General features: G+C 60.2%; 20 protein-coding genes and 3 pseudogenes. 14 read left to right on the top strand and 9 right to left on the bottom strand.

Features of this window, described 5'->3' with window-relative positions; all coding sequences use genetic code 11:
- The first annotated feature begins 6 nt into the window (after positions 1 to 6).
- On the top strand, positions 7 to 3,882 hold the full coding sequence (purL, locus tag ACAty_RS10220; protein ID WP_004873187.1) for a phosphoribosylformylglycinamidine synthase: 3,876 nt from the start codon (positions 7 to 9) through the stop codon (positions 3,880 to 3,882).
- A gap of 72 nt (positions 3,883 to 3,954) precedes the next feature.
- Here purL and ACAty_RS10215 read toward each other — a convergent pair whose 3' ends face one another.
- The gene (locus ACAty_RS10215; RefSeq protein WP_004873186.1) at positions 3,955 to 5,337 is read right to left on the bottom strand and encodes an APC family permease; all 1,383 of its coding nucleotides are present in this window, start codon (positions 5,335 to 5,337) and stop codon (positions 3,955 to 3,957) included.
- A gap of 135 nt (positions 5,338 to 5,472) precedes the next feature.
- Between ACAty_RS10215 and ACAty_RS10210 the strand changes: the two genes are divergently transcribed.
- The 6 genes from ACAty_RS10210 (at position 5,473) to ACAty_RS10185 (ending at position 12,642) form a co-directional block, all read left to right on the top strand.
- Positions 5,473 to 5,901: a universal stress protein gene (locus tag ACAty_RS10210; protein WP_004873185.1), complete on the top strand. Its 429-nt coding sequence runs from the start codon at positions 5,473 to 5,475 to the stop codon at positions 5,899 to 5,901.
- Complete coding sequence (locus tag ACAty_RS10205; protein WP_038472206.1) at positions 5,898 to 7,457, top strand: DHA2 family efflux MFS transporter permease subunit; 1,560 nt, start codon at positions 5,898 to 5,900, stop codon at positions 7,455 to 7,457. The genes ACAty_RS10210 and ACAty_RS10205 overlap by 4 nt, the downstream gene beginning before the upstream one ends.
- Before the next feature lie 161 nt (positions 7,458 to 7,618).
- A complete protein-coding gene (locus tag ACAty_RS10200; RefSeq protein WP_004873183.1) occupies positions 7,619 to 8,659 on the top strand; it encodes an efflux RND transporter periplasmic adaptor subunit in 1,041 nt (346 codons plus the stop codon).
- Positions 8,643 to 10,421: an ATP-binding cassette domain-containing protein gene (locus tag ACAty_RS10195; RefSeq protein WP_014003306.1), complete on the top strand. Its 1,779-nt coding sequence runs from the start codon at positions 8,643 to 8,645 to the stop codon at positions 10,419 to 10,421. The genes ACAty_RS10200 and ACAty_RS10195 overlap by 17 nt, the downstream gene beginning before the upstream one ends.
- A complete protein-coding gene (locus ACAty_RS10190) occupies positions 10,418 to 11,533 on the top strand; it encodes an ABC transporter permease (RefSeq protein WP_004873181.1) in 1,116 nt (371 codons plus the stop codon). The genes ACAty_RS10195 and ACAty_RS10190 overlap by 4 nt, the downstream gene beginning before the upstream one ends.
- Complete coding sequence (locus ACAty_RS10185; protein WP_004873180.1) at positions 11,533 to 12,642, top strand: ABC transporter permease; 1,110 nt, start codon at positions 11,533 to 11,535, stop codon at positions 12,640 to 12,642. The genes ACAty_RS10190 and ACAty_RS10185 overlap by 1 nt, the downstream gene beginning before the upstream one ends.
- Before the next feature lie 104 nt (positions 12,643 to 12,746).
- Here the strand turns inward: ACAty_RS10185 and ACAty_RS10180 are convergent, their stop codons facing one another.
- Positions 12,747 to 13,274 (bottom strand): Slp family lipoprotein, encoded by a 528-nt coding sequence (locus ACAty_RS10180; RefSeq protein ID WP_051620809.1) that lies wholly within the window; start codon positions 13,272 to 13,274, stop codon positions 12,747 to 12,749.
- 596 nt (positions 13,275 to 13,870) lie between these two features.
- Here ACAty_RS10180 and ACAty_RS10175 point away from each other — a divergent pair.
- The 6 genes and pseudogenes from ACAty_RS10175 to ACAty_RS16645 form a co-directional block, all read left to right on the top strand.
- Positions 13,871 to 14,815, top strand: a pseudogene (locus ACAty_RS10175) (IS5 family transposase).
- A 423-nt stretch (positions 14,816 to 15,238) separates the two neighbouring features.
- Positions 15,239 to 16,885 carry an MFS transporter gene (locus ACAty_RS10170; RefSeq protein WP_153801834.1) on the top strand — a complete coding sequence of 549 codons (1,647 nt, stop codon included), beginning with the start codon at positions 15,239 to 15,241 and terminating at the stop codon, positions 16,883 to 16,885.
- A gap of 47 nt (positions 16,886 to 16,932) precedes the next feature.
- Positions 16,933 to 18,324: an efflux transporter outer membrane subunit gene (locus ACAty_RS10165; protein ID WP_051620805.1), complete on the top strand. Its 1,392-nt coding sequence runs from the start codon at positions 16,933 to 16,935 to the stop codon at positions 18,322 to 18,324.
- Positions 18,314 to 19,435 carry an HlyD family secretion protein gene (locus tag ACAty_RS10160; protein WP_051620803.1) on the top strand — a complete coding sequence of 374 codons (1,122 nt, stop codon included), beginning with the start codon at positions 18,314 to 18,316 and terminating at the stop codon, positions 19,433 to 19,435. The genes ACAty_RS10165 and ACAty_RS10160 overlap by 11 nt, the downstream gene beginning before the upstream one ends.
- Before the next feature lie 32 nt (positions 19,436 to 19,467).
- Positions 19,468 to 20,412, top strand: coding sequence for a LysR family transcriptional regulator (locus tag ACAty_RS10155; protein WP_169737322.1), 945 nt, complete (start codon positions 19,468 to 19,470; stop codon positions 20,410 to 20,412).
- Positions 20,297 to 20,545: pseudogene (locus tag ACAty_RS16645) on the top strand (winged helix-turn-helix transcriptional regulator); the annotation flags it as partial. The gene ACAty_RS10155 and the pseudogene ACAty_RS16645, both read left to right, overlap by 116 nt.
- A gap of 54 nt (positions 20,546 to 20,599) precedes the next feature.
- Here the strand turns inward: ACAty_RS16645 and istB are convergent.
- Complete coding sequence (gene istB / locus ACAty_RS10150; protein WP_051620867.1) at positions 20,600 to 21,283, bottom strand: IS21-like element helper ATPase IstB; 684 nt, start codon at positions 21,281 to 21,283, stop codon at positions 20,600 to 20,602.
- A gap of 8 nt (positions 21,284 to 21,291) precedes the next feature.
- Between istB and ACAty_RS15520 the strand changes: the two are divergent.
- Positions 21,292 to 21,609 (top strand): annotated as a pseudogene (locus ACAty_RS15520) (ATP-binding protein); the annotation flags it as partial.
- Between the two features lie 132 nt (positions 21,610 to 21,741).
- Here the strand turns inward: ACAty_RS15520 and ACAty_RS10145 are convergent.
- From ACAty_RS10145 to ACAty_RS10120, 6 genes are all read right to left on the bottom strand, one after another.
- On the bottom strand, positions 21,742 to 21,972 hold the full coding sequence (locus ACAty_RS10145; RefSeq protein WP_038472204.1) for a hypothetical protein: 231 nt from the start codon (positions 21,970 to 21,972) through the stop codon (positions 21,742 to 21,744).
- Between the two features lie 155 nt (positions 21,973 to 22,127).
- The gene (locus ACAty_RS10140) at positions 22,128 to 23,030 is read right to left on the bottom strand and encodes a LysR family transcriptional regulator (protein WP_004868283.1); all 903 of its coding nucleotides are present in this window, start codon (positions 23,028 to 23,030) and stop codon (positions 22,128 to 22,130) included.
- 22 nt (positions 23,031 to 23,052) lie between these two features.
- Positions 23,053 to 23,262, bottom strand: coding sequence for a hypothetical protein (locus tag ACAty_RS10135; RefSeq protein WP_038472202.1), 210 nt, complete (start codon positions 23,260 to 23,262; stop codon positions 23,053 to 23,055).
- A gap of 97 nt (positions 23,263 to 23,359) precedes the next feature.
- A complete protein-coding gene (locus ACAty_RS10130; protein ID WP_238323796.1) occupies positions 23,360 to 23,641 on the bottom strand; it encodes a GTP 3',8-cyclase MoaA family protein in 282 nt (93 codons plus the stop codon).
- Between the two features lie 197 nt (positions 23,642 to 23,838).
- On the bottom strand, positions 23,839 to 25,101 hold the full coding sequence (locus ACAty_RS10125; protein ID WP_004868469.1) for an IS256 family transposase: 1,263 nt from the start codon (positions 25,099 to 25,101) through the stop codon (positions 23,839 to 23,841).
- A 420-nt stretch (positions 25,102 to 25,521) separates the two neighbouring features.
- Positions 25,522 to 26,814, bottom strand: a complete 1,293-nt coding sequence (locus ACAty_RS10120) for an OprD family outer membrane porin (protein ID WP_004872102.1) — start codon at positions 26,812 to 26,814, stop codon at positions 25,522 to 25,524.
- Between the last annotated feature and the right edge of the window lie 36 nt (positions 26,815 to 26,850).

Below are 26,850 nucleotides of genomic sequence, written 5' to 3'. Positions count from 1 at the left end.
CCGCCCATGGCCTCGGAATCCTTGCACCGCTACCAGGTCTTACGGGGGCCCCGCGCGCTGTCGGCCTTCCGCTGCGCAGCGGTCCTGCGGCGCCTGCGCGCGGCAGGTCTACCCGTCGCCGGGATCTCGGCTCAGTTTGTCCACCTCGTGCAGAGCCTGGGCCCCCTGACTGCGGAGGAGCAGGAACGACTCGAGGCCTTGCTGGTCTACGACGAGGAGTTCCCGGCCCTGCCCGATGCCGCTGCCCGCGAGGTCTGCGTCGTACCCCGTCTCGGAACCATTTCCCCCTGGTCCACGAAGGCGACGGAAATTGCCCATTCCTGTGGCCTGTTGAGTGTCGTGCGCATCGAGCGTGGCCGCGCCTGGTTCCTGCAGATGGAAGGGGATGCCCACGCGCCAATGGCGTTGGATGCAGCGCTGGTCCTGCTGCATGACCCCATGACCGAATCGGTTTTGCCCGACTGGAACCAGCCTGAACAGATCTTCCAGCATCCGGCGCCGAGGCCCTTGCAGCGCATTCCACTGCACCGCGACGGCATGGCGGCGTTGCAGGCGGCCAATGCGCGCCTCGGCCTGGCCCTCAATACGGCGGAGATGGAGTACCTGGCGCAGATCTTTGCCGGGCGTGCGGAGGACCCCAGCGACGCCGAGATCATGATGTTTGCCCAGGCGAATTCCGAGCATTGCCGCCACAAGATCTTCAATGCCGAATTCGTCATCGATGGGGTCGCTGCTGAGCAAAGTCTCTTCGCCATGATCCGGGAGACCCACCGCCTACACCCCAAGGGAACCTTGTCGGCCTACAAGGACAATGCCGCGGTGATGGAAGCGGCCGCCGCTGGCACCTACTTTCACGCCGGTACCGATGGGGTCTACACGGAACGGAGCGAGGCCGGTGCCATCCTGATGAAGGTCGAAACCCACAACCACCCCACGGCCATTTCGCCTTTTCCCGGTGCCGCCACGGGCAGCGGCGGCGAGATCCGCGACGAGGGAGCCACCGGGCGTGGGGGCAAGCCCAAGATGGGGCTCTCGGGTTTTTCCGTATCGCATCTACGCATCCCGGGTTTCACACACCACTGGGAAAGAGACTACGGGCGACCGGCGCGGATTCGCTCCAGCCTGGATATCCTGCTGGAAGGCCCCATTGGCGCCGCCGCCTTCAACAACGAATTCGGCCGCGCCGCCACGGCCGGATATCTGCGCGTGTTCGAGGCGGATTTCGGCGGCCTGCACTGGGGTTATCACAAACCCATCATGCTCGCCGGGGGTCTTGGACAGATCCGTCCCAGCCTGATCCACAAGGAATCCTTGCCCATTGGCGCCAAGATCCTGGTCATCGGTGGACCGGCCATGCTCATCGGTCTGGGTGGCGGTGCCGCTTCCAGTCAGGCCAGTGGCAGCAGTTCCGAGGCCCTGGACTTTGCCTCGGTACAGCGGGGAAACCCGGAAATGCAGCGGCGTGCCCAGGAGGTCATCGAGCGTTGCATTGCCATGGGCAAGGATTCCCCCATTCTGTCCATCCACGATGTCGGTGCTGGCGGCCTTGCCAATGCCATTCCGGAGCTGCTGCACGATGGCGGGCGCGGCGGTTACCTGCAGTTGCGACTGGTGCCCAACGAGGACCCCGCCATGTCGCCCATGGAAATCTGGTGTAATGAGGCCCAGGAACGCTACGTTCTGGCCGTGGCGCCGAAGCACTTGCCCACGTTTCTCGACCTCTGCGCGCGCGAGCGCTGCCCGGTGGCGGTGCTGGGTGAGGCCACCAAGGCCCAGGAACTGCGGGTGGACGACCATTTTTTTGCCAACACGCCCATCCGCATGGATCTGGGCGCCTTGCTGGCCTGCCCCCCGCGCATGCGCCGCGAGACCGCACGATGTGCGCGCGAGGGAAGCGAACTCAGCCTGTACGGCCTGACCCTGAGTGCCGCCGCGCGTGCGGTGCTGGCGCATCCGACGGTGGCAAGCAAGGAGTTTCTCATCACCATTGCTGATCGCAGTGTCGGTGGGCTTATCGTCCGTGATCCCATGGTGGGGCCATGGCAGGTACCGGTGGCCGACTGCGCGGTCTCCGTCGCCGATTTTCGCTCCCGGTTTGGCGAGGCCATGGCCGTGGGGGAGCGGGCGCCCGTTGCCCTGCTGGATGGTCCGGCCAGCGGCCGTCTGGCGGTGGCCGAGGCCCTCACCAACCTTTTTGCCGCCGATGTTCGCGAGCTTGGGGATGTGAAGCTCTCGGCCAACTGGATGGCGGCGGTGAACGAGCCGGGAGAGGATGCCAAGCTCTTTGACACCGTACGTGCCGTGGCTCTGGAACTCTGCCCGCAGCTGAATCTCAGCATTCCCGTGGGCAAGGACTCCCTGTCCATGCAGACGAGCTGGACGGAGGGCGGGCAAGACAAGAAGGTGGTGGCCCCCCTGAGTCTGGTGGTCACCGCCTTCGCGCCGGTGGGGGACGTCGAGGCGACCTGGACCCCGGAACTGCAGGCCGAGGCGGATACGGAACTCTGGCTCATGGAACTGGGACGCGGGCGCCTGGGGGCCAGCATTCTCGCCGAGATCCTGGGCGAGGTGGGGCGTGAGCCCGCCGACCTGGACGATCCGCGAAAGCTGCGAGGGGCCTTTGATTGCCTGCGCCGCTGGCGTGCCGAGGGACTGGTCCTGGCCTATCACGACCGGAGCGACGGCGGACTCTGGGCGACCCTCTGCGAGATGTCCTTCGCCAGTCGCCTGGGTATACGTGCCCATCTTCCGGAGCATGCCGACGCCTGGGCCTGGCTTTTTGCCGAAGAGCCCGGCTTTGTGGTGCAGGTGCGTCAACGCGATGGACAGCGTCTGCGTGCCATTGCCGAGGAACTTGGCCTCGGGCGTCAACTTCAGCATATCGGTGCGGTACTGCGCGAGTCCTGGGAGTTGCAGATCCTGGCCGCGAACACGCCCGTGCTTCGCGAATCGGCAGCGGATTTGCTGAAGCTTTGGGCCGAACCCAGCTATCGTATGCAGGCCCTGCGTGACGATCCCGATTGTGCTGCTGAGGCCTTTGCGGAAGTGGCGACCATCCAGCCGCCGCTTTTTTCCACTGGAGTGCGCAGTGGCCAGCGGGCCCCGGACCTACGAATCGGCACGCGGCCACGGGTGGCCATCCTGCGGGAGGAAGGCGTCAACGGCCATTTGGAGATGGCGGCGGCCTTCCACCGCGCCGGTTTCGAGGCCGTCGACGTGCACATGAGCGATCTCCTCGCCGGAAGGGCGCGCATCACGGACTTCCCGCTTTTTGCCGCCTGTGGCGGGTTCTCCTACGGAGACGTGCTCGGGGCTGGGGCAGGCTGGGCCAAGTCCATCCGTTTTCACCCGGAATTGCGTCGCCAGTTTGCCGACTTCTTTGCCGACTCCGGGCGCCTCGCCCTGGGGGTGTGCAACGGCTGCCAGATGCTCGCGCAGCTGCGCGACCTCATTCCCGGCGCCGAGCATTGGCCCGTGTTTCGGCGTAATCGTTCGGAGCAGTTCGAGGCCCGTCTTGCCATGGTGGAGGTGCTGGATTCGCCCTCGCCCTTCTTTGCCGGTCTTGCGGGCATGCAGGCACCCATCGTCGTCTCCCACGGCGAGGGACGGGCCGAGTTTGCGCCGGGGGCGCGGCCGGAAGAGCAGATCGTACTGCGCTACGTCGACGCCCATGGTCGTCCTGCCCAGCACTATCCTGCCAATCCCAACGGTTCAGACGGTGCCGTCACGGGCCTCTGCAATGCCGATGGACGAGTGACCATCCTCATGCCGCATCCGGAGCGTACTCAGCGTCGCCTCAACATGAGCTGGTGTCCGGACGAGTGGCCCCGTGAGACCCCGTGGATGGAGCTTTTCCACAACGCACACCGGGCGCTGCGTTAGCCTGAGCAAGCTAGAGCGGCGCAGGACAGGGACGGTCTCCCTTCTGCCTGGGGCAGTGAATCCCGTGCCGATTCAGGAAGGTTCCATTGCCAGCACCCGGCGCAAACGCTGCGGTGCCTTGCGCGCCCAGACGATGCCCACCGTCAGGCTGCCGGCGACGGTGGCGGCAAAGGCCAGCACCGCCAGGCCAACGCCGCCACCGGGCCAGGGCGAGACGGTTCCCCAGAGGACAGCGAGCAGGAAGGGAATGGTGATCAACGCAAGACCCAGGCTCAGCCAGCTCCAGGGGTTGCCGCTGCGAAAGAGGTATCGGGTCGCGGCCAGGTTGGCGAGGCTGTAGAGCAGCACGAAACTGAGGCCGGTGAAGGTACCAAAGACATCCACGAGGCTCAGTACCCGGATGTGGGTCAGGGCAACCGTGGTGATACCCGCGAGCACGATTGCGGCGAGGAAGGCCAGGGCGACGCTGGGTGTGGCATGGCGGGGATGCCGCCGTGCCAGTGGCCTGGGCAGGACGCCGCGTTCGGCCATGCCGGCGAAGATCCGGGAAATGCTGTTGAAAGTGGCGATGCTGGCGGAAAAAGCAGCGGCGAACATGGCTAGGTCGCTGGCGATGGCGAGTTCCGGCAGACCCAGATCGCGGGCGATGTGGGATAAGGGTGCGTTGCTGTATGCCAGGGTCTGACCCAGATGGGCGAAGGCCAGCGTTTCCACGTAAGCCATGAAGACAAAGAAACCGCCCACCAGGAACACGCTGCTGAGCATGATCCGGGGGATACTCTGCGGTCGGCGGGCGTCCCCGACCAGGTTGCCGGCGGTCTCGAAGCCGCCATACGCCAGCAGGGAGAGGACCAGGGCTTGCAGAAAGGGCTTCATCTGCCATTGTCCCCAGTCCGTCTGCGCCGGGTCGCGAAGACCGAAGCGCCACAATACCCAGAAGGCCAGGAGCAGGATGCAGGCCAGGGAAAACAGCTCGATCCACAATCCCCAGCGGGTGGAGAGCTCCGCACCCCGACGCGCCAGATGCCAGGAAATCCCGGCAAGGGCCAGTGCGACCAGTATCTCCGTAGCGAAAAGGGGTGCGGGAATGACCAGCCGCAAGGCCTCGGCAAAAAAGAGACCGCCCAAAAGGGGGGCCGCCAGCAACGCGCCGCCGTAGCCAAGGATCATGCTGAAACCGGCCACGAGCCCGGCCACGGGATGCAGACCGTGGGCAAGATAGGAGAAAAGTGAGGCTCCCGAGGGGAAATGACGGGCAAGGATGCCCATCTGCCACGCCACACCAAGCATCAAGAGGCCAGTGACCAGGTAGGCAAGCCAGGTGAAAGCGCCGCCGTGAATGGCCACCAGAGCGACGGTGACCGCTGCCATGGCCGAGGGAGTGATGTTGGCGACCGCGTGTCCCCAGACCTCGCGACTGCTGACGGCGTGAATGTTGTGTTGTTGCGTGACCAAGTGATCTCCTCGACAGTGGTGTTCCGCTTGCCGGATACCGGTCCGTTGGCAGAGAAGCCCGTACGGTCCGGGACGGCGAGCATAAAAAGCTCTGCTATGCTGTTCTAAGTCATTCCACTCAACGAAGGATCAGCGATGTTCCATAGAATCCTTTTGGCCGCGGACGGTAGCGCTGCCTCCGAGGCAGCGGTACACGAGGCCTTTCAGCTGGCACAGCATTCCTCCGAAGCACTGCATATCGTCACCGTCGTCGATGTCTATGGTGCCTATTATGCCACACCCGAATCCATACGGTTTCTGCAAGCTGAAGGGCACAAGCTTTTGCAAGATCTGCAAACGCGCGCCCAGTCCAAGGGTATCTCCGTGCAGACGCGCCTGCTGGAAACGGACGTCGGTGGCAAGCACATCAGCGATATCCTCCTCGCCGAAGCTGAACGCGTCCAGGCCCAGCTCATCGTTGTCGGAAGTCATGGTTGGCGGGGCATGCGCAAGCTGCTCATCGGTAGTGTCGCCCAGGCGGTCTGTCAGCAGGCGCACTGTTCCGTACTCGTTGCCCGCTCATGAGTGCGGCCGAGGCGGGTGTCCTCCCGGATGATCGGGACCAGAACGCACCCGTTCCGCACCGCCTGGCCATCACGGTGGCGGTTATGACCGCCATCATCATGAATGTCCTGGACATTACCATCGTCAATGTGGCCTTGCCGCACATGGAAGGTTCCCTGCGCGCCAACAGCAACCAGATAACCTGGGCGTTGACGACCTACATGCTGGCTATGGTCATCGTCACGCCGCTGACGGGGCTGTTGGTGGAGCGCTTCGGGCAGAGGCGGCTGATCCTGGCGAGTGTTGCCGGTTTTCTCGTATGTTCGGCCTTGAGCGGGCAGTCCCACAGTCTCCCGGAGATCGTCCTGTGGCGCTTTTTTCAGGGGGTTTTTGGCGCGTCTCTGGTGCCTGTGGGGCAGGCCATTTTGGTGGAGAGCTATCCGCGTTCCCAAAGGGGCATCGCCATGGCCACTCTGGGCATGGGAACCATGCTCGGCCCCATTCTCGGGCCGGTGCTGGGAGGCTATATCACAGAAGACCTGTCCTGGCGCTGGTGCTTCTACGTCAATCTTCCCATTGGGGCCATCGCCCTGATCCTGCTGTTTTTTTATGCTCCGGATTTTGGCCACAGCGAGCACCCGCGGCCCTTGGACTGGCAGGGACTGTTGTGGCTGACCCTGGGACTGGGTAGCTTGCAGTTGATCCTGAGCCTGGGCGATCAAGACGACTGGTTCAGCTCCCGCTTCATCGTCGCAACGGCAGTGGTTGCGGCCCTCGGTTCTCTGCTCTTTGTCGTGCACAGCCTCTCCGTGCGTAGCCCCGTCGTGGACCTGCGCCTCCTGGCCGATCGCTCCCTCACCATGGGCAGCATCGGCATCGGGCTTTTCGGGCTTGCCCTCTACGGTACCATGGTGGTGTTGCCCATTTATTTGCAGAATTACATGGGCTACGAGCCGCAGACTGCCGGACTCGTCATGGCGCCCCAGGGTATTGGGTCGTGGATCTCCATGTGGGCTGCAGGACGCTTGCTGAACCGCGGTGCCAGTCCGCGTCTGATGATCATCGCCGGAGTATTCCTGGGCAGCCTTGGCACCTGGTTGAGCCTGCACTACAACCTCGACATCAGCCCCGCCTGGATCGTCTGGCCTGGGGTCATTCGTGGTCTGGGCTTGGGTCTAATCTCCATCCCGCTGTTCACCCTGGCTTTTACTACTTTGAGCAAGGCGAATACGCCAGCGGGCTCGGGTATTTTCAATTTGATGCGTAATCTGGGAGGCTCGGTAGGCATCGCCATCGTCTCTACCATCCTTACGGAGCAAGCCCAGGTAGCGTGGAACCAGATGGGTGGGCATATTTCTGCATTCGCTCCCGCTGTTCGCCACTACCTCGATGCGGTGGGCCTGGTTCAAGGGCCTTTAGCCTGGCACCTCCTGGGCATGGAACTGGAACGTCATGCGGCCATGCGCGGTATTCTCGACGCTTTTGCGTTTTTGTTGGTCAGTTTTCTGGCGGTTTTGCTCATCGCGCTCTTCATGCCCAGTACCGATCCTGGCCCCGGGAAAAGCCCGCCGCTTTGATTCCGGCGATGCCGCCAAGAGTGGAGCGACGATTGCGGTGGCCCCCGTCCGCATCCGTGGACTACAATATCCGGAGATACCGGAGCGCGTGGATCGAGGTCGTTGTTCTCGGCGGGTTGGGATAGTGGCTCGGTTCAGTTGCAGAAAAGGAGTATCAATACATGGCCAGTCGGAAAAAAACCATCGCGGGGTTGCTGCTCGCTGCCGTGCTCGTGGGGGCGCTCATCTTCTGGCTCACGCAGCGAACGACTGCACCCAGCAACCGCCTGACCATTTACGGCAACATCGATATTCGCCAGGTGCAGACGGCTTTCGACGATAACGGGCGCGTGCAGCGCTTGCTGGTGCAGGAGGGTGATCGGGTAAGAGCGGGGCAGCTTTTGGCCGAGATCGACCCCGTGCGCTTTGCCGACGCCGTGGCGCGGGACGAGGCGGCGGTGGCAGCGCAGGAGCAGGTCGTTGCCAAGCTCCTGGCCGGTACGCGACCGGAGGAGATTGCTGAGGCACGCGCTGAACTGGCCGCTGCCGCAGCAAGCCTGCATAACGCCGAGCTCGTCTGGCAACGGCAGAAGGCGCTGGCGGCGGACCACTACGTACCGAGACAAAGCCTCGACAACGCGGCGGCCGCCTTGAAGAGTGCCCGTGCCAACTATGAGCGCAGCCGCCAGGCGCTGACCCTGGCCGTCCGCGGACCGCGCAAGGAGGACATCGCCGCCGCCCGGGCGCAGCTTGCCGCCGATCGTGCTGCTCTGTCCCTGGCCCAACGGCAACTGCAAGATACCAAGCTCCGTGCCCCCGCCGATGCCGTTGTTCAGGACCGCATCGTCGAAATGGGCGATATGGTTTCGCCAAACACACCGGTATTCAGTCTGGCTCTGGACAACCCGGTCTGGGTGCGGGCCTATTTGCCGGAAAAGGCCCTGGGCAAGGTACGTCTTGGCATGCGCGCGGAGATCCAGAGTGACTCTTTTCCGGGTCAGTCTTTCCGCGGTTGGGTGGGTTTCATATCTCCCACGGCGGAATTTACGCCAAAGACCGTGCAGACACCGGAATTGCGTACGGAGCTCGTATATCGGGTGCGCGTCTACGCCTGTAACTCTCAGCATCGCCTACGCCTGGGGATGCCGGTAACGGTGCAGATTCCACTTACGAACAATTCGCCGGAATCCCTGGGCGAGCATCCTTGTGACCACGACCACTGAAGCCTCCAGCCCCTTGCGGTTGCACGCCGTAGTCAAGACCTTTGCCCGCGGCAGGGATGTCGTGCGCGCTCTGGACGCCGTGGATGTCGAGATCAAGGCGGGAAAGATCACTGGGCTTTTGGGTCCCGATGGCGCCGGAAAGACCACTCTGCTGCGCTTGGCCGCCGGCCTGTTGCGACCGGACTCGGGCATGCTGACGGTACTGGGTCGGGAGCGCGGCAAAGACGCTGGCTCGCTTCAGCAAGATATTGGCTATATGCCGCAACGCTTTGGTCTTTATGAAGATCTCAGCGTGCAGGAAAACCTGGATCTCTATAGTGATCTACAGGGGCTAGACCCCGGAGCTGCTCGCCAAAGGCAGGAAGCATTGTTGAAACTCACGGCGCTCGGTCCCTTCGGCAAACGCCGCGCCGGTGACCTGTCCGGGGGCATGAAGCAGAAACTTGGCTTAGCCTGCGCATTGCTACGTGCGCCGCAGTTGCTGCTTCTGGATGAACCCACGGTAGGAGTCGATCCCATCGCCCGTCGTGAGCTCTGGCAGATCGTCGACGGGTTGCGCCGGCAGGGCACGACCGTGCTCATGAGCACATCCTATTTCGATGAGGCGGAACGCTGCGATGAGATCCTCCTCCTGCACGCTGGCAAGCTCCTGCGGCAGGGTCCTTTGGCGAGCTTTACCGAGCCGTTGCGCGGCCGCTGTTTTCTGGTACGCAATCCGTCGGTCCGTCGTCGTGCCCTGCGTGAGGCCCTGCAGCGCCGCACGGGGGTCGCGGACGCGCGGATTACGGCGGCTGGGATTCGGGTTCTCAGTCGTAATATGCAGCCGCCTGCGGCGGCGCCCGGGGAGGCGTGGCAAAGCGTAGACGCAGGCTTTGAGGATGCCTTTGTTGCCCTCCTGGGAGAAGCCGAGGATCGCGCTGCCGCAAGCGAAGCAAGCATTCGTGGTCGGGTGATGGCGGTACCCGCGGAGCCGGCCGCCGTTAGCGCGGTCGAGAAGGATGACGTGGTGGTGGAGGTGCGCGATCTGCATAAATGTTTTGGGAGTTTCGAGGCGGTAAAAAAATGCAGTTTCACGGTGCGCCGGGGTGAGATCTTTGGACTACTGGGAGCCAATGGCGCTGGCAAGACCACCACTTTCCGTATGCTCTGCGGTCTCTTGCCGGCCACCAGCGGTACCCTGACCGTGGCAGGCGTGGACATGCGTCGTGCCACGAGTGCCGCGCGTGCGCGTATCGGTTATGTGGCGCAAAGGTTTGCGTTGTATGGCAACCTCAGCGTCGACCAGAATCTCGTTTTCTTTGCCGCTGCCTATGGACTGCGCGGCGCGGTCCGGCGACAAAAGATCGAGGAAGCCCGCCAGGCCTTTCAGTTGACGGACTATGGTAAGGTCAACGCCGATGGTCTACCGCTGGGCATCAAGCAACGCTTGGCGCTGGCCTGTGCGCTCCTGCACGAGCCACCCATACTCTTTTTGGACGAACCCACCTCGGGCGTCGATCCTTTGGCTAGGCGGGAGTTCTGGCAGCGCATCAATGCCCTGGCGGCGCAGGGGGTGACTGTTCTGATCACCACCCATTTCATGGACGAGGCGGAATATTGCGACCAGTTGGTACTCATGTCCCTGGGGGAAATCCTGGCCAAGGGAAGCCCTGCCGATCTGCGTCAGCAGGCGCGTACGGCTGAGCAGCCGGAGCCTACCATGGAGGAGGCCTTCATCCGGCTCATCGAGGAGCACGAACGCCAGATCCGGAGAGCCTCATGAAGCTTCGCCGCCTGCGCGGACTGATCCGCAAGGAGTTCATCCAGATACGGCGTGATCCCTCGGCCATTGCCATTGCTTTTTTCATGCCGGTATTTCTGCTCTTTCTTTTTGGCTACGGCGTTTCTTTGGATGCGCGGCGAGTACCACTGGCGGTTGTCGTCGGCCAGACGACGCCCCAGACCAGCACTTTTGTCGCAGGTCTAGAGCATTCCCCTTATTTTCGCCCGCATCCTTATGGAAGCATCCAGGACGCCCGGGCAGCGCTTCTGCAGCGGCAGGTGGACGGCATCGTCTGGCTGCGTGGGGATTTCAGCCGGCGCCTTCTACGCGAACAGAGTCCCGACATCGGCGTTTTCGTCAACGGCGTCGATGCCAATAACGCCCGCATCGTCGAGGGTTATCTCCAGGGAGTATGGCAGAACTGGCTGCAACAGCGCGCGCTCGCGGCGGGTACGCCGCTCGTCGTGCCCGTGGACGCCAAGGATCGGATCTGGTTCAACCCGGCCCTGCGTAGTCGGGATTATCTAGTGCCCGGACTCATCGCCGTCATCATGACCCTCATCGGAGCCTTGCTCACGGCCTTGGTGGTGGCACGAGAGTGGGAGCGCGGCACCATGGAGGCGCTCATGGCCACACCCGTGCAGATGGTGGAGGTCCTCCTCGGTAAGCTCATCCCGTACTTCGTCCTGGGGCTCGGCGGGATGCTCCTGTCCGTGGCCCTGGCGGTCTGGCTTTTTGCGGTACCTCTGCGCGGGAGCTTTTGGGTACTGTTGCTCACCTCGGCACTTTTTCTGTTGGTGGCGCTGGGTATGGGGCTGCTCATCTCCAGTGTTGCCCGTAATCAGTTTGTGGCGGGGCAAATCGCCATCATCGTGACCTTTCTGCCCGCTTTCATATTGTCGGGCTTCATCTTCGATATCCAGTCGATGCCTGCCGCCATCCGCGTCATCACCCACCTCATTGCTGCACGCTATTATGTCCGTATTTTGCAGACCGTGTTTCTGGCGGGAGATGTCTGGCCCATCGTTTTATGGAATAGCCTGGCACTGACGCTCATGGCACTGTTTTTTCTGGGAATTACCTTGCGTCGATCGCATAGAAGGCTGGATTGATGCTGGCGCGGGTGTGGGCTCTGGTTATCAAGGAATTCCTAGCCATATTGCGGGATAAGAAGAGCCGCTTTGTGCTCGTTGGACCACCGCTCATACAGCTTCTGGTTTTTGGGTATGCCGCCACCTTTGATCTCAATCACATTCCCTATGCCGTGTATAACCAGGACAGCGGCTTTGCCTCGCGAGAGTTATTGGGATACTTCCAGGGATCGCCTGCCTTTCGGCAGGTGGCGACGATTACGCGTGAGGAGCAGATAGCGCCACTCATCGACAATGAGAAAGTGCTTCTGGTCATTCAGATCGGGCCGCGCTTTACGGAGGATCTGCTCCGTCACCGTCCGGCACCGGTGCAGATACTCATCGACGGTCGTAATTCCAATACCGCGACCCTGGCCTTAAATTACGTAAATACTGTGCTGTTGCGTTTTGATCAGCGCTGGGCCGACGATTACCATTGGGGCAGCCCGCCGGCGCAATTGCTGGTACGCGCCTGGTTCAACCCCAATCTTCTGTCGCGCTGGTTTATCGTCCCCGGTATCGTTGCGCTTCTGATGCTGGTGGTGACCCTGCTGGTGACGGGTTTGTCGGTAGCTCGAGAACGCGAGCAGGGTACCTTTGATCAATTGCTGGTAACGCCCATGACTCCCGCAGAGATCCTTCTGGGTAAGGCCTTGCCGGGGATCCTTATCGGTGCATCGGAGGGCGGCTTCATCGCGCTGGTGGCCGTATTCTGGTTTGGCGTACCTTTCGTCGGCAGTATCCTGGCGCTCGCGCTTGGTATGTTGCTGTTCCTTCTAGCGGCCGTGGGTATCGGCCTGATGATCTCCTCCCTTGCCGTAACCCAACAGCAAGGTTTGCTGGGAGCATTTCTGTTCCTAGTTCCTGCCATTATATTGTCGGGTTTTGCGACACCCATCGCCAATATGCCCGAGTTCGTGCAGGATCTCACCCTCGCCAATCCCATGCGCTATTTTCTGGTAGTTGTGCGCGGGGTGTTTCTGCAGGGGGACACCCTGTCCGATCTCTGGAGTCAGTACTTGCCCATGGCCATAATAGCCGCTATGTCGATGCTCTGTGCGGCATGGCTTTTTCGCCACCGCATGCAGTGAAGTCGGTTGCGGGCCCACAGCTCAACCAAGCATGGTTGCCGACAGCCCTGTGAACCCCATCTGCCCTACCCAATAACGCCAGATTGACCCCTTGGCGTACGCCCCTACTGAGGACTACTGCAGCCGATGCTGGTGAACAGTGGGTTGCAGCCATTCTGGATGAAGGTGTGGTCCATGGCACCGCGCTCCCGTTTGGGCCACAGATAGAGGGTGGAGATCTGCAAGATTGGGTAGCGATAGGGGTGACCGCCAATGGCCTGGATGCGTATGCCACGAAAATCGCCGATCACCGTGATCTCTCGCCCCGCGTGGTAGCGGGCCAGATCGACGCGTCTTTGGGTACAGGCAAGGAAGCGCCCGCTGTCGCTGGTATCGCCACCGATTTGCGGCTTGCCGAGGGCATCGAGCGGATGACTCAGCACCGTGAGACAGGTCTCACCCGCGCTTCTGCTCCCTTCGACTACCGTCCCGCCCCAGCGCAGGACCTCACCCTCGGCGACTCCAGATTGTGCTTGTCGTGGCGTGACAGCAGGATAGGTGCCAGCCACCGGCGTGAGGGCAGAACAAGCGCCAAGAGCCATGGCTAGGGACACGACGAGCAAAACGCCTAGATACTTTTTCTGAGAATGCATGTATGCCTCCCCCGGTGCGCGGGAAAACCGCTAGCGTCGGAGGGATGCCAGCCTAACCCATGGGTTTAGGAATGCAGCCTCTCCTGCACGAACTGGGGTGGTGGCGTTCGCAGTCAAAAAACCAGAAATGGCGCCCCCAGGGGGGTTCGAATCCCCGTTACCGCCGTAAAAGGGCAAAACGGACATTTTTCGCAAAACCATGCCATTCCCCGCTTCCACAACAACTAGATAGAACAGTCAATTAAAAACGTCATGTCCCTATCTATCCCTATATATCCCCTATATATCCCTAACCAACACTTTCGCACTGTCGCGCCAAAAACGCCCGCAGGCCTCTTAGAATATGGCGTTCCAGCTAGTCTGCCAACTGCACGACACCTGAAACTTGCCAATCGATAGAAAGGCGCTACCGTAGATAGTAGCGGGGTGCCGCCAGGCATGGCGGACTTCAAGCCGCCCCGCTGTCTTTAGCTTGAAGGAGACTCGCATGACAACAGCATCGGAAGTCCGTGCTATTTATGAGGGAGTCTCTGATTTAGCCATCTGATACAATGGGCTGACCGAGCAGCTAGGAGATGCCATCCATGACCGGACAGATGACCTTTGCCGAAGAGCCCAGCCTGTCGCGGCGTCGCAAGCAGACCAAGCGAGAACGCTTTCTGGCCGAGATGGATGCCGTGGTTCCCTGGGCCAGGCTCGTGGCCTTGATCGAGCCGCACTATCCCAAGGGTGGCAGTGGCCGTAAGCCCATGCCCTTGGAGCGGATGCTGCGGATCCACTTTCTCCAGCAATGGTTCGGCTACTCCGATCCAGGGATGGAAGAGGCCCTCTATGAGATTCCTTTGCTGCGCCAATTCGTGGGCATCGACCTGGGCCGGGACTTCGTTCCTGACGAGACCACGATCCTGAAGTTCCGCCGCCTGTTGGAACGCCACGCACTGGCTCCGGCCGTCTTTGCCGAGGTGCAGGCGGTGTTGCAGGAGAAAGGACTCTTGCTGCAGGAAGGCAAGACCGTGGACGCCACCTGGATTCACGCCCCGAGTTCCACCAAGAACCGAGATCGAAAGCGGGATCCAGAGATGAGCTCCACCAAGAAAGGGAATCAGTGGTATTTCGGGATGAAGGCGCATGTGGCAACGGATCTCCAAGGTATCGTACAGGCGGTGGACTTCACCGCGGCCAAGGTACCGGATCATCGGATGCTGGATGGGCTCCTTACTGGAGAGGAGTCGGTGGTCCTCGCGGACCGGGGCTATGACTATCCCCAGGTGCATGACACGCTGGTGGCCCGAGGCATACGGAACGCGGTAGCGCGGCGACGCTATCCTGGGCAGAAAACCGGCTTGGCGGCCCTCAAGCGCTATAACCGCGCCATTGCCCGGATCCGTGCTCGGGGAGAGCACGTCTTTCGAGTGCTGAAGTGCTAGTTCGGCTACCGACGCACCCGCTATCGTGGACTGGCCAAAAACGGTGCTCAGCTGACCACGCTCTTTGCCTTGGCCAATCTGTACATGCTGAGGAGATATCTCCTGGCCGCGTAGGGAGTGGTGTGCCCAATATCCAATAATTCTCCAGAAAATGGGGGAATTTGAGGGATAAGTGACCTGATAGCAACGTGCTTGGGTCAATATTGGGGACAAGACGCACCTTTTTATGCTAGGTCAGAGTTTCCCCAACACCATGGAAAATGAGGCATTCAACGACGCTCAGTTACCGGTTACGCAGGTTCGCAACTGGGATTCCGATTGCTCATTTTCTTGCGGTAATGGCTCAGATCCTTGACGGTCTGTATCAAGGTCTCAAGATCCTGGCAGAAAGGAATACGCAGCACGTCGGAAACCGGGGTCTTACTTCGTCGCTAGGCATCGATTCCATCAGAACATCAAATCGATGCAATAAACTCAATTCCCATGCCTATCGCGCCGGCATAGACTTTCGCTTTAAGGAACCGCTAGATCTGTGCCATGACTGCATCTACTCAGACTTCATTATCTTCTGCTCTGCCAGACCTTCCCGCCCTGCTTTTGGGCTTGGGTCTAAGCGGTGGGATGGTCGTCGCTTCCTGGAGTCTGGCCTGGTCCATTCCGATGCTGCCGTATCTGGCTGGTGCCTACAGCACGAGCCTAGATCATGCAGTCTGGTCCCTGACTTTTTACCTGATGGCATGGGCTCTGGGTGTCGTCCCCGCCACTTGGCTGTATCGACGCATCGGCGAGCTGCGCAGTTTTCAGCTTTCCATTGCACTGCTACTGCTGGCCACGCTACCCGATGTACTCAGCAACAACTACTCACTGTTCTTGGTAGGACGCTTTTTTCAGGGCCTTGCGGCGGGTTTCCTAACCCCTCTGATCCGCCGTCTGCTGATCCAGTACGCCCCGCCCAAGTGGCAGGGCTTTGCCGCCGATCTAAGCATCGTCAACCTAGTTTTGCCGCTGTTGGCTGGCCCATCGCTAGCGGGATGGATTGCCTACAACTGGGACTGGCGGGCGGCGCCCTTGTTGACGTTTCCAGTAGGCATGCTTGCCTTAGGAGTGTGTTCTGCCCTGATACCGGCGCGCGATTCCGAGCGTCACAAAGCCCCCTTTGATTGGATCGGCCTCGCCCTCCTCGCTCTGGCTGCGGGCTCTGTGCAAATACTGCTGAATCGCGGCGAGGACTGGAACTGGTGGGATTCCCAGCGCTTTCAGGGACTCACCGCCCTTGGCGCCATATTCAGCATCGCTTTCTTTGTCTGGGAGCGGCACCACCCGCAACCCTGTCTGGATCTCAGCCTTCTGCGCAGACGTAATTTTGTTCTACCCATCCCGGCATTGATCTTCGGCTGGGGTCTGCTGCTGGGAGGCAATAGCCTCTTTGTCTCGGCCCTTATCACGCAAGCAGGTTATACGGCCTATCTGGCAGGGCTCGTCCTCTTCCCCATGGCACTGACGGGTGTACCACTCATCGCCATGATGTCTCGCATATCCCACTCCATAGGACCGCGCATACTGGCTTCGGTTTGCTTTCTTTTGGTTGCTCTGTACGGCTTTTCGACGCAGATCAACCGCTCCAGCAGCCTGGACAGCCTTCTTCTGGCACATCTCATCGAGGGCGCTGCCCTGGGGTTCTATCTTGTTCCCTTAAGTCTGATCATGTTCTCGCGTTTGCCCAGTAACCGCCTACCGGCGGCGGCAACCCTGCAGAATTTCGTTCGGATTTTGGGTGGCGCCTACCTTTCCAGTATTTTTTCTGCACTCTGGCTACGCCACGGCAGCTATTTTCGGGCTCATCTCGCGTGGCAGTCTCCCGCCGCACCCCTGGCAGAGCTGGCGCAAAATCTACCTGAGATCAACTCGACCGAGAAAGCCGCCGTCGATGTGCATCTGCTGGTCATGCAAAGTCTCGCCCTTTCCATGCAGAGCATGCTCGCCCTGTGGGGACTCATGGCCTTGTTGGTCCTGGCCCTGCTGTGGTTCACCAAGGCGCCATTCCGTCGTCGTCCAGGACAAAAACGGCGGGTCACCATAGAACAGGAGATCGTGGAAAGCGCCGATCTTATCCCCATCCGCAAGGCTGCCACGACGACCTCGTCCTCCGTCACAGACGCCGACACGTCATCGGTACATGCTTGAATATGTTCATTATCAGAGGTAACGCGGGCTCCAGGATCATCCTTTCGATGGTGGGGCTACTTAGCGGATGCGCGCCGATCATCCACGCTCCCTCTCCCGACAACATCCAGCCGCCCCAGTTCGAAAAGACACTGACGGCCCTGGAGTCCGGTTCGGTAACGCCCAACAGTCCCTGGCCCAATGATCTTTGGTGGCGTGTCCTGAAGGATCCGGCGCTGGATCGTGTAATGACCATGGGTCTGCGCCCAGATAATCCAGTCCTCCTGGCAGCCAAGGCGCAACGCCAGTGGACTTCGGCCATGGTCCAATTGCGCCGCTCGGCATTGGGTCCCCAGCTTGGACTCTCTGGGCAGATGGCTCCTCTGGAATTCAGCAAGCATGGTGCCTTCGGAGCCCTGGGTCTGGGCCATCGATTCTACGATTCCGGTACGACTGGGATTGGGTTGCGGCAGGCTCTGGATTTCTGGGGTTACCACCACGATCTCGTCCAAGCAGCCTTGGGCGAGGCGGCGGCCAGTCAGGCTCGGGAAGCGGATACCCGCCGCCTGCTGGCGGCCACCTTGGTAAACGAATATCTGGATTGGGGCGGCGCGGAAAAGATCGCCGCCCTCCTGCACCAGCAGGAAAGGCTTGCGCAAGAGCAGCTTCGCTTGGCTCGGCAGCGTCGTTCCTTAGGTCTCGATTCTCAGTTGCCGCCGCAACGATTGGAGCGACAGCTGCAAGGAATTATCGAGCGCCGTATCCAGTGGCAGAAAATGGCCACGGACAGCCGACTGGCACTGGCACAAAGTGCCGGCCTTGGGCCGGATCAACTGCCCATACACGCTCCCCTGCCGTCCCGGGAAACCCCGGTGATCGTCCCGGCGCAGATCCATCTGGATCTCTTTGCGCATCGTCCTGACGTCCAAGCAGCCCTGGAGCTCGCCAAGGCAAGCGAGGCCCAGACCAAAGCTGCGCAGGCTGCCTTCTATCCGAACATTTCCTTTTCCGCGCTCCTTGACCTGGATAGCGCCCATCTGGCCACGCTTTTCACACCAGGAAGCATTGCCTGGCAATTTGGCCCGGCAGTCCACCTGCCGCTATTTCAATCGGGCGCTCTCCATGCTCATCTGCACGGTGCCGAAGCCCAACAGAAGGATGCCGTTGCTCTGTATGAGCAGACCCTGCTCGCTGCCGTGCGGCAGGCATTGGAAGCCCTAAATGATCTTGACAAAAGCCAGCAGGCCCTCGCGTCCGCGAATATCGCCTGGAATTCCGGACACACCAGCCTAAAGCTCACATCCGTGCGCGTGGGGTTGGGGCTCGAGGGTCGTTCCCCATACATCGCGGAGGAGTCCGCCCAGTTGCAGCGCAGTATCCAAAGGACGCAGGCTGAACTCTCTGCCTGGAAAGCTTGGTCGGCCTGGCAGACGGCTCTGGGGGGCGGATATGGCCAGTGATCTGGGAAATAGTAGCCACAGAGCGGGCAATCCACCCTGGCGAGGCCGTCGCAATCTTTTGATCCTCGCCATCGCGGTGGTGACGATGGCTTTCGTCCTCGCTGGCTGGTGGTACCTGTATGGCCGCAAATGGGTCTCCGTAGACGATGCCTATGTCCAGGGCAACAAATATCCCATTACGGCTCAGGTCAGCGGCCAGGTAGACCAAGTTTTGGCCTACGACACGGAGGCCGTACGTGCCGGGCAGGTGTTGGTACGATTGCGCGCCCGGCGATTGGTGGCAACATTGCAGGCGGCGAAAGCCAAAGTGGCGCGGGAACGCGATGAGGCCGAGGCACTGCTGGCACAAATCGACGCTGCCCAGGCCAGAGTTCAGGCCCTGTCCGCACAGCTCGTCGCCGCCCGGGCACGCTCGCAACGCCTCGGACTGGCGGCTCGGTCCGGTGCTTCCGCTGAGCTGGACGCCATCGTTGCACAGCAAAGGGTGCAGGAACTGCAATCGCAGCGGCGGGAGGCCGAGGCGGAGCTTGTCGCCCTGAAAAAACAGCTGGGCGAACACGGACCGGCAGCTTACCCGCCACTGCGCCAGGCACAAGCTGAGTTGACCCTGGCACGCATCGATTGGCAGCGGCGCAGTATTCGCGCGCCAGTGGCCGGTATTTTGGCCCAAGAAGCGGTACAGCCGGGCGAGCACATTCAGCCTGGACAGCGGCTTTTCACTCTGATCCCATTGAACCAGATATGGGTGGACGCCTATGTCAAAGAGACGCGCTTGGCCGGTGTCGAGCTGGGGTCGGAGGTACAACTGCGCTCTGACCTGTATGGTGGTGGGGTACGGTATCGCGGTCGCGTGGTGGGGATTGGCGCTGCCACTGGAGCAGAATTTGCCGTGCTGCCACCGGAAAACGCCAGCGGCAACTGGATCAAATTCACCCAGCGGGTACCGGTGCGGATACTTGTGGATACCCGGGATCTGGGAGCCCATCCGCTGCGACCTGGTCTGACCATGCATGCCGATATCCGCCGTCATGGTCCGCGGCAGCCCCTGGACCTACCACCCTGGTATACTCAACGCGGTCTTGCTGTTGGCGGAACGGGTTCGACACCATGACGCCGGACTCTGGGCCGCCCCTTGCAAAGTTTATGGACGCTGGCTATAAGACGCCCAGACTCACCATGGGAAGTCGCCCGTTGGATCTGCGCCACCTTCGCCACTTTGTTGCCCTAGCCGAAACCGGAAACTTTCATCGTGCTGCCGAGCGCTGTTTCCTCACCCAATCCAGCCTGAGCCGCAGTATTCAGAGCCTTGAAAGCGATCTTGGAATACAGCTTTTTCGGCGGCAGGCCAAAAAAGTCGAGCTAAGTGCGGCAGGCCGGGCACTCTATCCTCAGGCACTATCGCTTCTGGAGCAGGCCCGCCGCACCGAAGCCCTGATGGATGACCTGAAAAAAGGTCGTAACGGCGTGCTACGCATTGCTTTCCTTCCATCCACAACCATCAGCATACTGCCAGAACTGCTACGCCGCTTTAGCGCACAGACCGAGGATGTCAGCGTTGCGTTGCAGGAGATGACGACAGACGCTCAGCGTCAGGCGCTGCTTGCCGGACAGATCGATGTGGGACTGCTCCGGGATCTCGGTACAGTTCCCGAGCTGCAACAGTGCCACCTGAGCACGGAGACGTGGTGCCTTGTTCTTCCAGAGCAGCACGCCCTGCTTCGAAACCAACGGATAACACCCGATATCCTCGCTCAGGAAACCTTGATTGTATTGCGTAGAGAACTCGCACCGGGAGCCTACGATCGCCTCTTGTCTCAGCTGCGCGTGCGGCATCTGGATACCTGTATCCGCATGGAACTGGCGGACTCCAATGGAATATTCAGTGCCGTAGCAGCGGGCCTTGGCCTGGGATTGGTATTTTCCAGTCTGACGGCTCTGGAGCGGCCCGGCATCGCCTTTCGGCCCCTCGCCGATGTACAGGCCGAGAGTGAGCTGCATCTGGCATGGCGTGCTGGCAACGAGATCCATGAGCCGATACTGGCTCAATTCATCGCCATCACCACGCGCTGGGCTGCAGAACGAACATAATGGTGTCAAACAGCGGTTACACGGTAACGGTCGTCTCTCCAAGAGAGAGATAGCGCACGCCATTGGGATCAGTCGGTCCACGGTCAGTGAATACCTTCGGGGGGCACAGGCGGCGGGTCTTGGTTGGCCACTGCTGTCAATCAGCGTCGAAATTTGAACAGGTGTCAGCGTCCAATTTTGAACAGTTTCAGAGGGGGAGAGAACGGCGCTGTTTGTAGCGGTAGGAGTCGTTCCCTGTCTCGATGATGTCGCAGTGGTGTGTGAGGCGATCGAGCATGGCGGTGGTCATCTTGGCGTCGCCGAAGACCTGGACCCATTCCCCGAAGGAGAGGTTCGTGGTGACGATCAGCGCGGTGTGCTCGTAGAGCTTGCTGATCAGGTGAAAGAGCAAGGCGCCACCGGACTCAGAGAAGGGTAAGTAGCCCAGCTCATCGAGAACGACGAGGTTCATGTTCAGTAGGGTTTTGACCAGGCGGCCACTCTGGCCACGGGTCTTTTCCTGCTCCAATTGATTGACCAGATCGACGACGTTGAACCAGCGCACCCGATGGCCTTGGTAGATGGCAGCGTGTCCGAGAGCCAGTGCGAGATGGGTTTTCCCGGTCCCCGTACCACCGACGAAGATGAGATTGTGGGCAGCGCCCAGATAGTGGCCCTCAGCAAGTTGCTGTAGCGCCTTCTGGTCCACAGGACTCTCGGTAAAGTCGAAGTCTTCCAGGCCGCGTTGGGCGGGGAAACGTGCGGTACGCATCTGGTAGAGGAGGCTACGATGGGCACGCTCCTGGCGCTCGGCGGCGATGAGTTGCCCCAACCACGTCTCGGGATCCTGAGGTAGGCGCTGGTCCATCCAATCCTCCACCGCCAGGGCCATGCCATAGAGGTGCAGGGCGCGCAGGGATTGCAGCAGGTCAGTGGACAAAGGTCGATGTTCTGCTGCTGGATGATTGGGGACTGGCACTACTGGATGATGATCGCCGACGAGATCTCCTGGAGCTTCTGGATGACCGGTACCAGACACGCTCAACGATCATCACCAGCCAGCTACCAGTAGCGCACTGGCATGACTCTCTTGGCGACCCCACCCTGGCCGACGCCATCCTCGATCGGGTCGTCCACCACGCCCATCAGATCCATTTGAAAGGAGAATCGCTACGTAAACACAAGCCGAAATTGACGCAGGAGGAAGAGTCGGAGTAAACATCAATCACCCCCCGCGTCGCTGCGCTCCGGGTGGCCGGATTCCCGTGGACTGGGTGGCAGGTTTCAGCTGGACTGGGTGGCCGTTTTGCGCGGAATACGCACGTGAGCAACACCCCCGCAATTCACCGCCTACTTGCTTTGCGTGGCGGCTGGTTGACCATCGGTTTTTTGCTCTTCATGACGGACATTCCGTGTCTCGATTGTACTCTCTGCATTCTGCGCTTGAGTGCTGCAGGACGAATAACCCGCCGCGTACTCCTGGGCGCAAAAATCAAACGGCTCGACGGGATTAGTCGTGTCGTCTCCGTAAGCCATCGAACTCAGAGCAAGCAGGCTAGCAATAACGATTAGGCTTTTCATGGTACACCTCCTCTCAACGATCACTGTATTTAACCAACTGGGTACAGTGTAAGGTGGCACCATGAGAGCAGCAAATGCTCATTTTGAAAGCCCAGATTCGTTGCGCGAATATCTGTGTTTCCGTGGCAAGCAAAAAGACAATAAAATATTTTCTGCTACTCCGGAATGTTATCGCTGATCAACAGTGCGTGGGCTATACGTACGAAGGCCTGTAGTGCCACGCTCCCCTGCACTCTGTAGACCATACTCAGCGTATGGGGGATAGCTGGACAAAGGCGAATCACCGCAAGGTCGTGCTGTTGATGGGGCGAAACCAATGCCGACGCAAAGGCGACCCCCAAACCGTACCGTACGGCATCGCGAACTGCGGACAGGCCGCTGAATGCGTAGCGCACCTCGGGGAAGATCCCTCGCTGGTGCAGAGCATTCAGGGCGTGTTCGCGTATACCCGACCCCTCCTCTCTCCAAACAATCGTCTCTTCGCGCAGAACGTCCAATGCCACCACATCCTGCTGCGCGAGGGGATGATCCGGTCGCGCGATCAGGACGATCTCGGTCTCGATCAGATGGTCTTGTTGCCACTCGGCCGGTGGCTTCAAGACGTTCTGCGAGTTTTCTAAGAACACCAGATCGGCTTCGGTCCGGTTCGCCCATGCTTCGCGGCTATTGACCGTCGTCAACTCGACGTTCACGGCAGGATAGGCCTCATGAAACGCGCTGATGAGGCGAGGCAGAATGAACTCGGCGTTCGTTTGGCTTGCGAGGATCTTGAGATTTCCCAGGATCAGATCGTGGGTATGCTGACGCAGCAGGCGCGCCTCCTGGATCAGGGCTTCGATCTGTTCACCGATCCGTTGCAGTCTTCGTCCAATGACGGTCGGCTCGATCCCATGGGTCGTGCGCTGATATAAGGGCTCCTCAAACCAGTCCTGCAGCTTGCGCATCTGGTGCGACAACGCGGGTTGGGAGATGAAGAGTTGCTGACTGACGGCTTTGAGGTTTCCGGCTCGCGCCACCTTGGCCCACGTAAGCAGCAGTTCGGGATCCAAGTGTTCCATTCGTATTATCCTGTCGTTCCAATCACCGCAAGGCGGTATGACCGAGCACCCAAATGGACAGCCCGATCAACCCCCAAAATAGGCCAGCGCTAATCCCCGCGATCCAGATCAGCAGGGCCTTCTCCCGCCCGCGGTGGCCGCGCGCCTCCACCCGCAGGAAGACCACAAAACCGATGAGGATGATGCTGGCGATCCCCATGACCACCAGGATCAAGGGCCAATCGACGCTCATGTGCTGTACCCTTTCCGTATCGCCGTCAACGCAGCGTCCCCGCTAAAAAAAGAGGACGCGAGATACCACGTCCTCAATAGGCCCAACACCATGGATTTCAGCCACCAAGCTGCATCATGTACACGGCGCGCGAGGGTCGAAGGTCTTCGTGGAAGTGGTGCCGCTGCGGTTTGTCCGCGGCGATTCCCACCGCAATCGCATGAGCGATGGTCGCGTCTTGGGCACCGGACCGCAGCAAGGCGCGCAGGTCCAAACCCCGCTCCTGCCCCAGACAGTAGTGCAAGCGTCCCGAGGCAGTCAGCCGCACGCGATTACAGGTATCGCAAAACACGGCGCTCCACGGAGCGATGAAGCCCACCATCCCAGGCCACTGGCGCAAACGATAGAACGTGAATCCCCCCGGTTTTCGTGGAGGCTCTGAAGTGTGAAAAAATGGAGCCATGGATACCATGCAATCGAGTCAAAAGTTTTCGCAAGAAGTACGTTCTCGCGCAGTGCGATTGGTGGAGGAGCATCAAGAGGAGTATCCCTCCGAGCTATGGTCAAGATTGGTGTATGAGCATTTGCTAACACGATTCAGGCGGCGTCCTGTTGAGGATCCAGCCGGGTTTCGTTGGCAGGCATCCCATCGACAAATGTCACCCCGGCAAAGAGCTCGCGCAGTCTTTCCGGATGCTGAATCCCGCGCCAGTGTCTCTCTGCCTGCTGGATGAGCTTGTAGCTCAGGCCAAGGAAAGTGGCTCGAGAGACACAGTTTTTAGTGCGGCTGCTGCGTTGCCGTACGGTGGCGAAGGTCGATTCGATGGCGTTGCTGCTGCGGATATGCCGCCAGTGCTCTGCCGGGAAGTCGAAGAAGGTCAGCAGCACGTCCCGGTCCTTCTCGAGCTTTGCGACCGCTCTGGGATATTTGGCCTGGTAGTCCCGCACGAAGGCTTGCCAGGCTTTCTCCGCAGCTTCACGGGTGTCGGCCATCCAGATCGCCTGCAGGGCGGCCTTGGCTTTCCCCTGAAGGCGCTTCGGTAGCTCGTTGAGGATGTTGGCCGTCTTGTGCACCCAACAGCGCTGATGACGGGTTTGTGGGTAAATCTCGTCCAGGGCGGCCCAGAAACCCATCGCCCCATCTCCTATGGCCAGTAGTGGCGCCTCCTGCAGCCCGCGGTCGCGCAAGTCCCGCAGGATCTCTAGCCAGGAGGCTTTGGACTCCCGTAAACCGTCGGTGACCGCCACGACCTCCTTCTTGCCCTCGGCCGTCACGCCAATAATGACCAAGAGACACATCCGGGGATCGTCCTCCGCCCGCAGCTGGGTATAGACCCCGTCGGCCCACCAATAGGCGTAGCGTTTTCCCTGTAGAGACCGGCGCTGCCATTGGGCATGCTCTTGCGCCCATTCGACTTTCAAGCGTCCCAGCACGGCCGGAGAAAGCCCCTTGGCCTCCTCGCCCAGGAGAACAGACAGCGCCTCGTGCATCCGTCCCGACGATACCCCGTGCAGGTACAACCAGGGGAGCGCTGCGGCCACGGTCCGCGACTTGCGCACGTAGGGCGGTACCAGGGAAGAACGGAAGACCACGCCCGAACCGGAGCGGTCTCGCACCTTGGGGACCTGTACAGGCACGGGGCCGACCGCTGTCAGGATCTCCCGCTCCGGCAGATATCCATTCCGCACGACGGCCCGGCGACCATCGACCATGCGTACCGCGGCATACTCCTCCAGCAGCACCTGCACCTCGCCCTCGATGGCCTGTTGGATCAGCTGGCGCGCGGACCGCCGCAATAAGCCCTCGATGTTCAGGCCCAACTCTCCCATTCCTCCGTCGAAACCAGTACTCTCTTGCATGGCGCACTCCTCATTCGTTGCGAATCGGATCCAGAAACCCTTTTCTAGCAACAGTGCGCCACCCTCCTCAAGCTAGTTGTAGACCTCCCGTACACCAGATTCGAGCATAGCTCTATCCCTCCCTTGCGGCTGCCCTGCAGTCGATTGCGCCGAAGATTGGTTGCACCCCCAGGACGTTGCGGGTGTGGGTGAATCGAGCCGCAGTAGAGGCCGGCAGCCGGCCCGGATGGTAGCGACCGCAGGTGGGGGAGCGATGAAGGAAGCAACACATGGAGAAAGGATGGATCGTCGGATCGCATGGTCCATTTTTGCTGTAACCGCAGTCATCCGGTGGTGGATGGCCACAGGAACCAGCAGCTGTGCAAATCACGCCCTCCATCCAATCATCAGCAAGGCAATTTCTGGGCTACGGATTCATGGTCAGAAAGCATATTGCAGCATCAAACGATCGTCGATGAAGGTACCGTGATAGTCTGCATAGGGATTACTATGATCCACCGCCAGACGATTACGTAGGGAAAGTCCCTTCCAGAATCCTCCCGGACTGTAGGTCACGTCGAGGTAGTTGGCATCGACATTGGGCGCATAAGGGGCAGTGATATACATGCTGTAACTGTACTTGACACGCAGTTGCGGCAGTGGATGGATCAAGAAGCCAAATTTCCAGGCATGCCCCGGTTGGGATGCCGACACCAGACCGTAATCCATAATACTGGTATACAGGGGATCAGCGCTGTACTGCTGGGTAAATGGAGAGACGAATCCACCGTTGTACAACTCTGCACCGCCGGCAGAGAACGGCGAGCGGGCAGGGATCGCATTGTAAGCCGCAAAGATGGTGCCAATTGGACTATGTAGTCCCAGCATCCCGCCAAAGATCGTGGCATCCACTGGTCCCGCGTATTGAGCACCGTCCGCCCACTCCCGAGCGTACTGAAAATCGGCAAAGGGTTTCACATCCCAGGAAAGGGTGGGAGCCCCATAGTGCACTGTTCCATAAAACAGGTTGGCAAGATCATAGAAATGATAGAACCAAGCACTGGAGTGCAGCCCATGCCAATGACCAGACAGTCCAAAGGCCAGGGTTCCGTTGAGATGGTCTGGCATACGGGGATAGAGTGGATTCTCATTCAACAGGGTCTGCCGATAATAGTTTTCCTGTATGCGGTTCTTGTAGCGGAACTCTCGCAGAGCAGTGAACCGTAGATCGCGAATCGGTGTGATCTGTACGAGAGCCGCCTGGTAGGTGTTGGGAATCATAAAGGCGTCTGCCGTTCCCATCCAAGGGGTACGCAGGAGCATATCCCCAGCCTTTACCCGCAACCACGGGTTGCGATACTGCAAATAAGCCTGTCCGAGTACATTCAAACTGTTACGATTGCCCATAAGCAATGCATCGAGATGCAAGCCGTTGAGATCGTTTGCGCCCAGGCCATTGGCGGTATAAAACGCTACCCCCGCGTTGAAGCCATAAAGGGATGCCGTCTGAACTTTGAGCATGCCGCCAAGCGAGTAGGCCCAGCGGTTGGGAACCGAAGAACCAGAAAATATTTGATTGAAATAGTAGTTCCGAATATCCCCGGTTACTGTAGAATTCAGCAAAAACTGCTGAATACTATTGGCCCGAGCCGCCTCTGAAGTGGGAGTTCCTCCGTAGACCAAGGGCGCCGCCAACATCAACGTCGCCATCGTTAACCCGTATAGATGCTTCATTACGACCTCCTCGAACGTCTGTTGTAGAAGTATTGT

The sequence above is a fragment of the Acidithiobacillus caldus ATCC 51756 genome (assembly GCF_000175575.2).
GTDB lineage: Bacteria > Pseudomonadota > Gammaproteobacteria > Acidithiobacillales > Acidithiobacillaceae > Acidithiobacillus_A > Acidithiobacillus_A caldus.
This window is presented reverse-complemented; position numbering and strand designations above follow the sequence as displayed.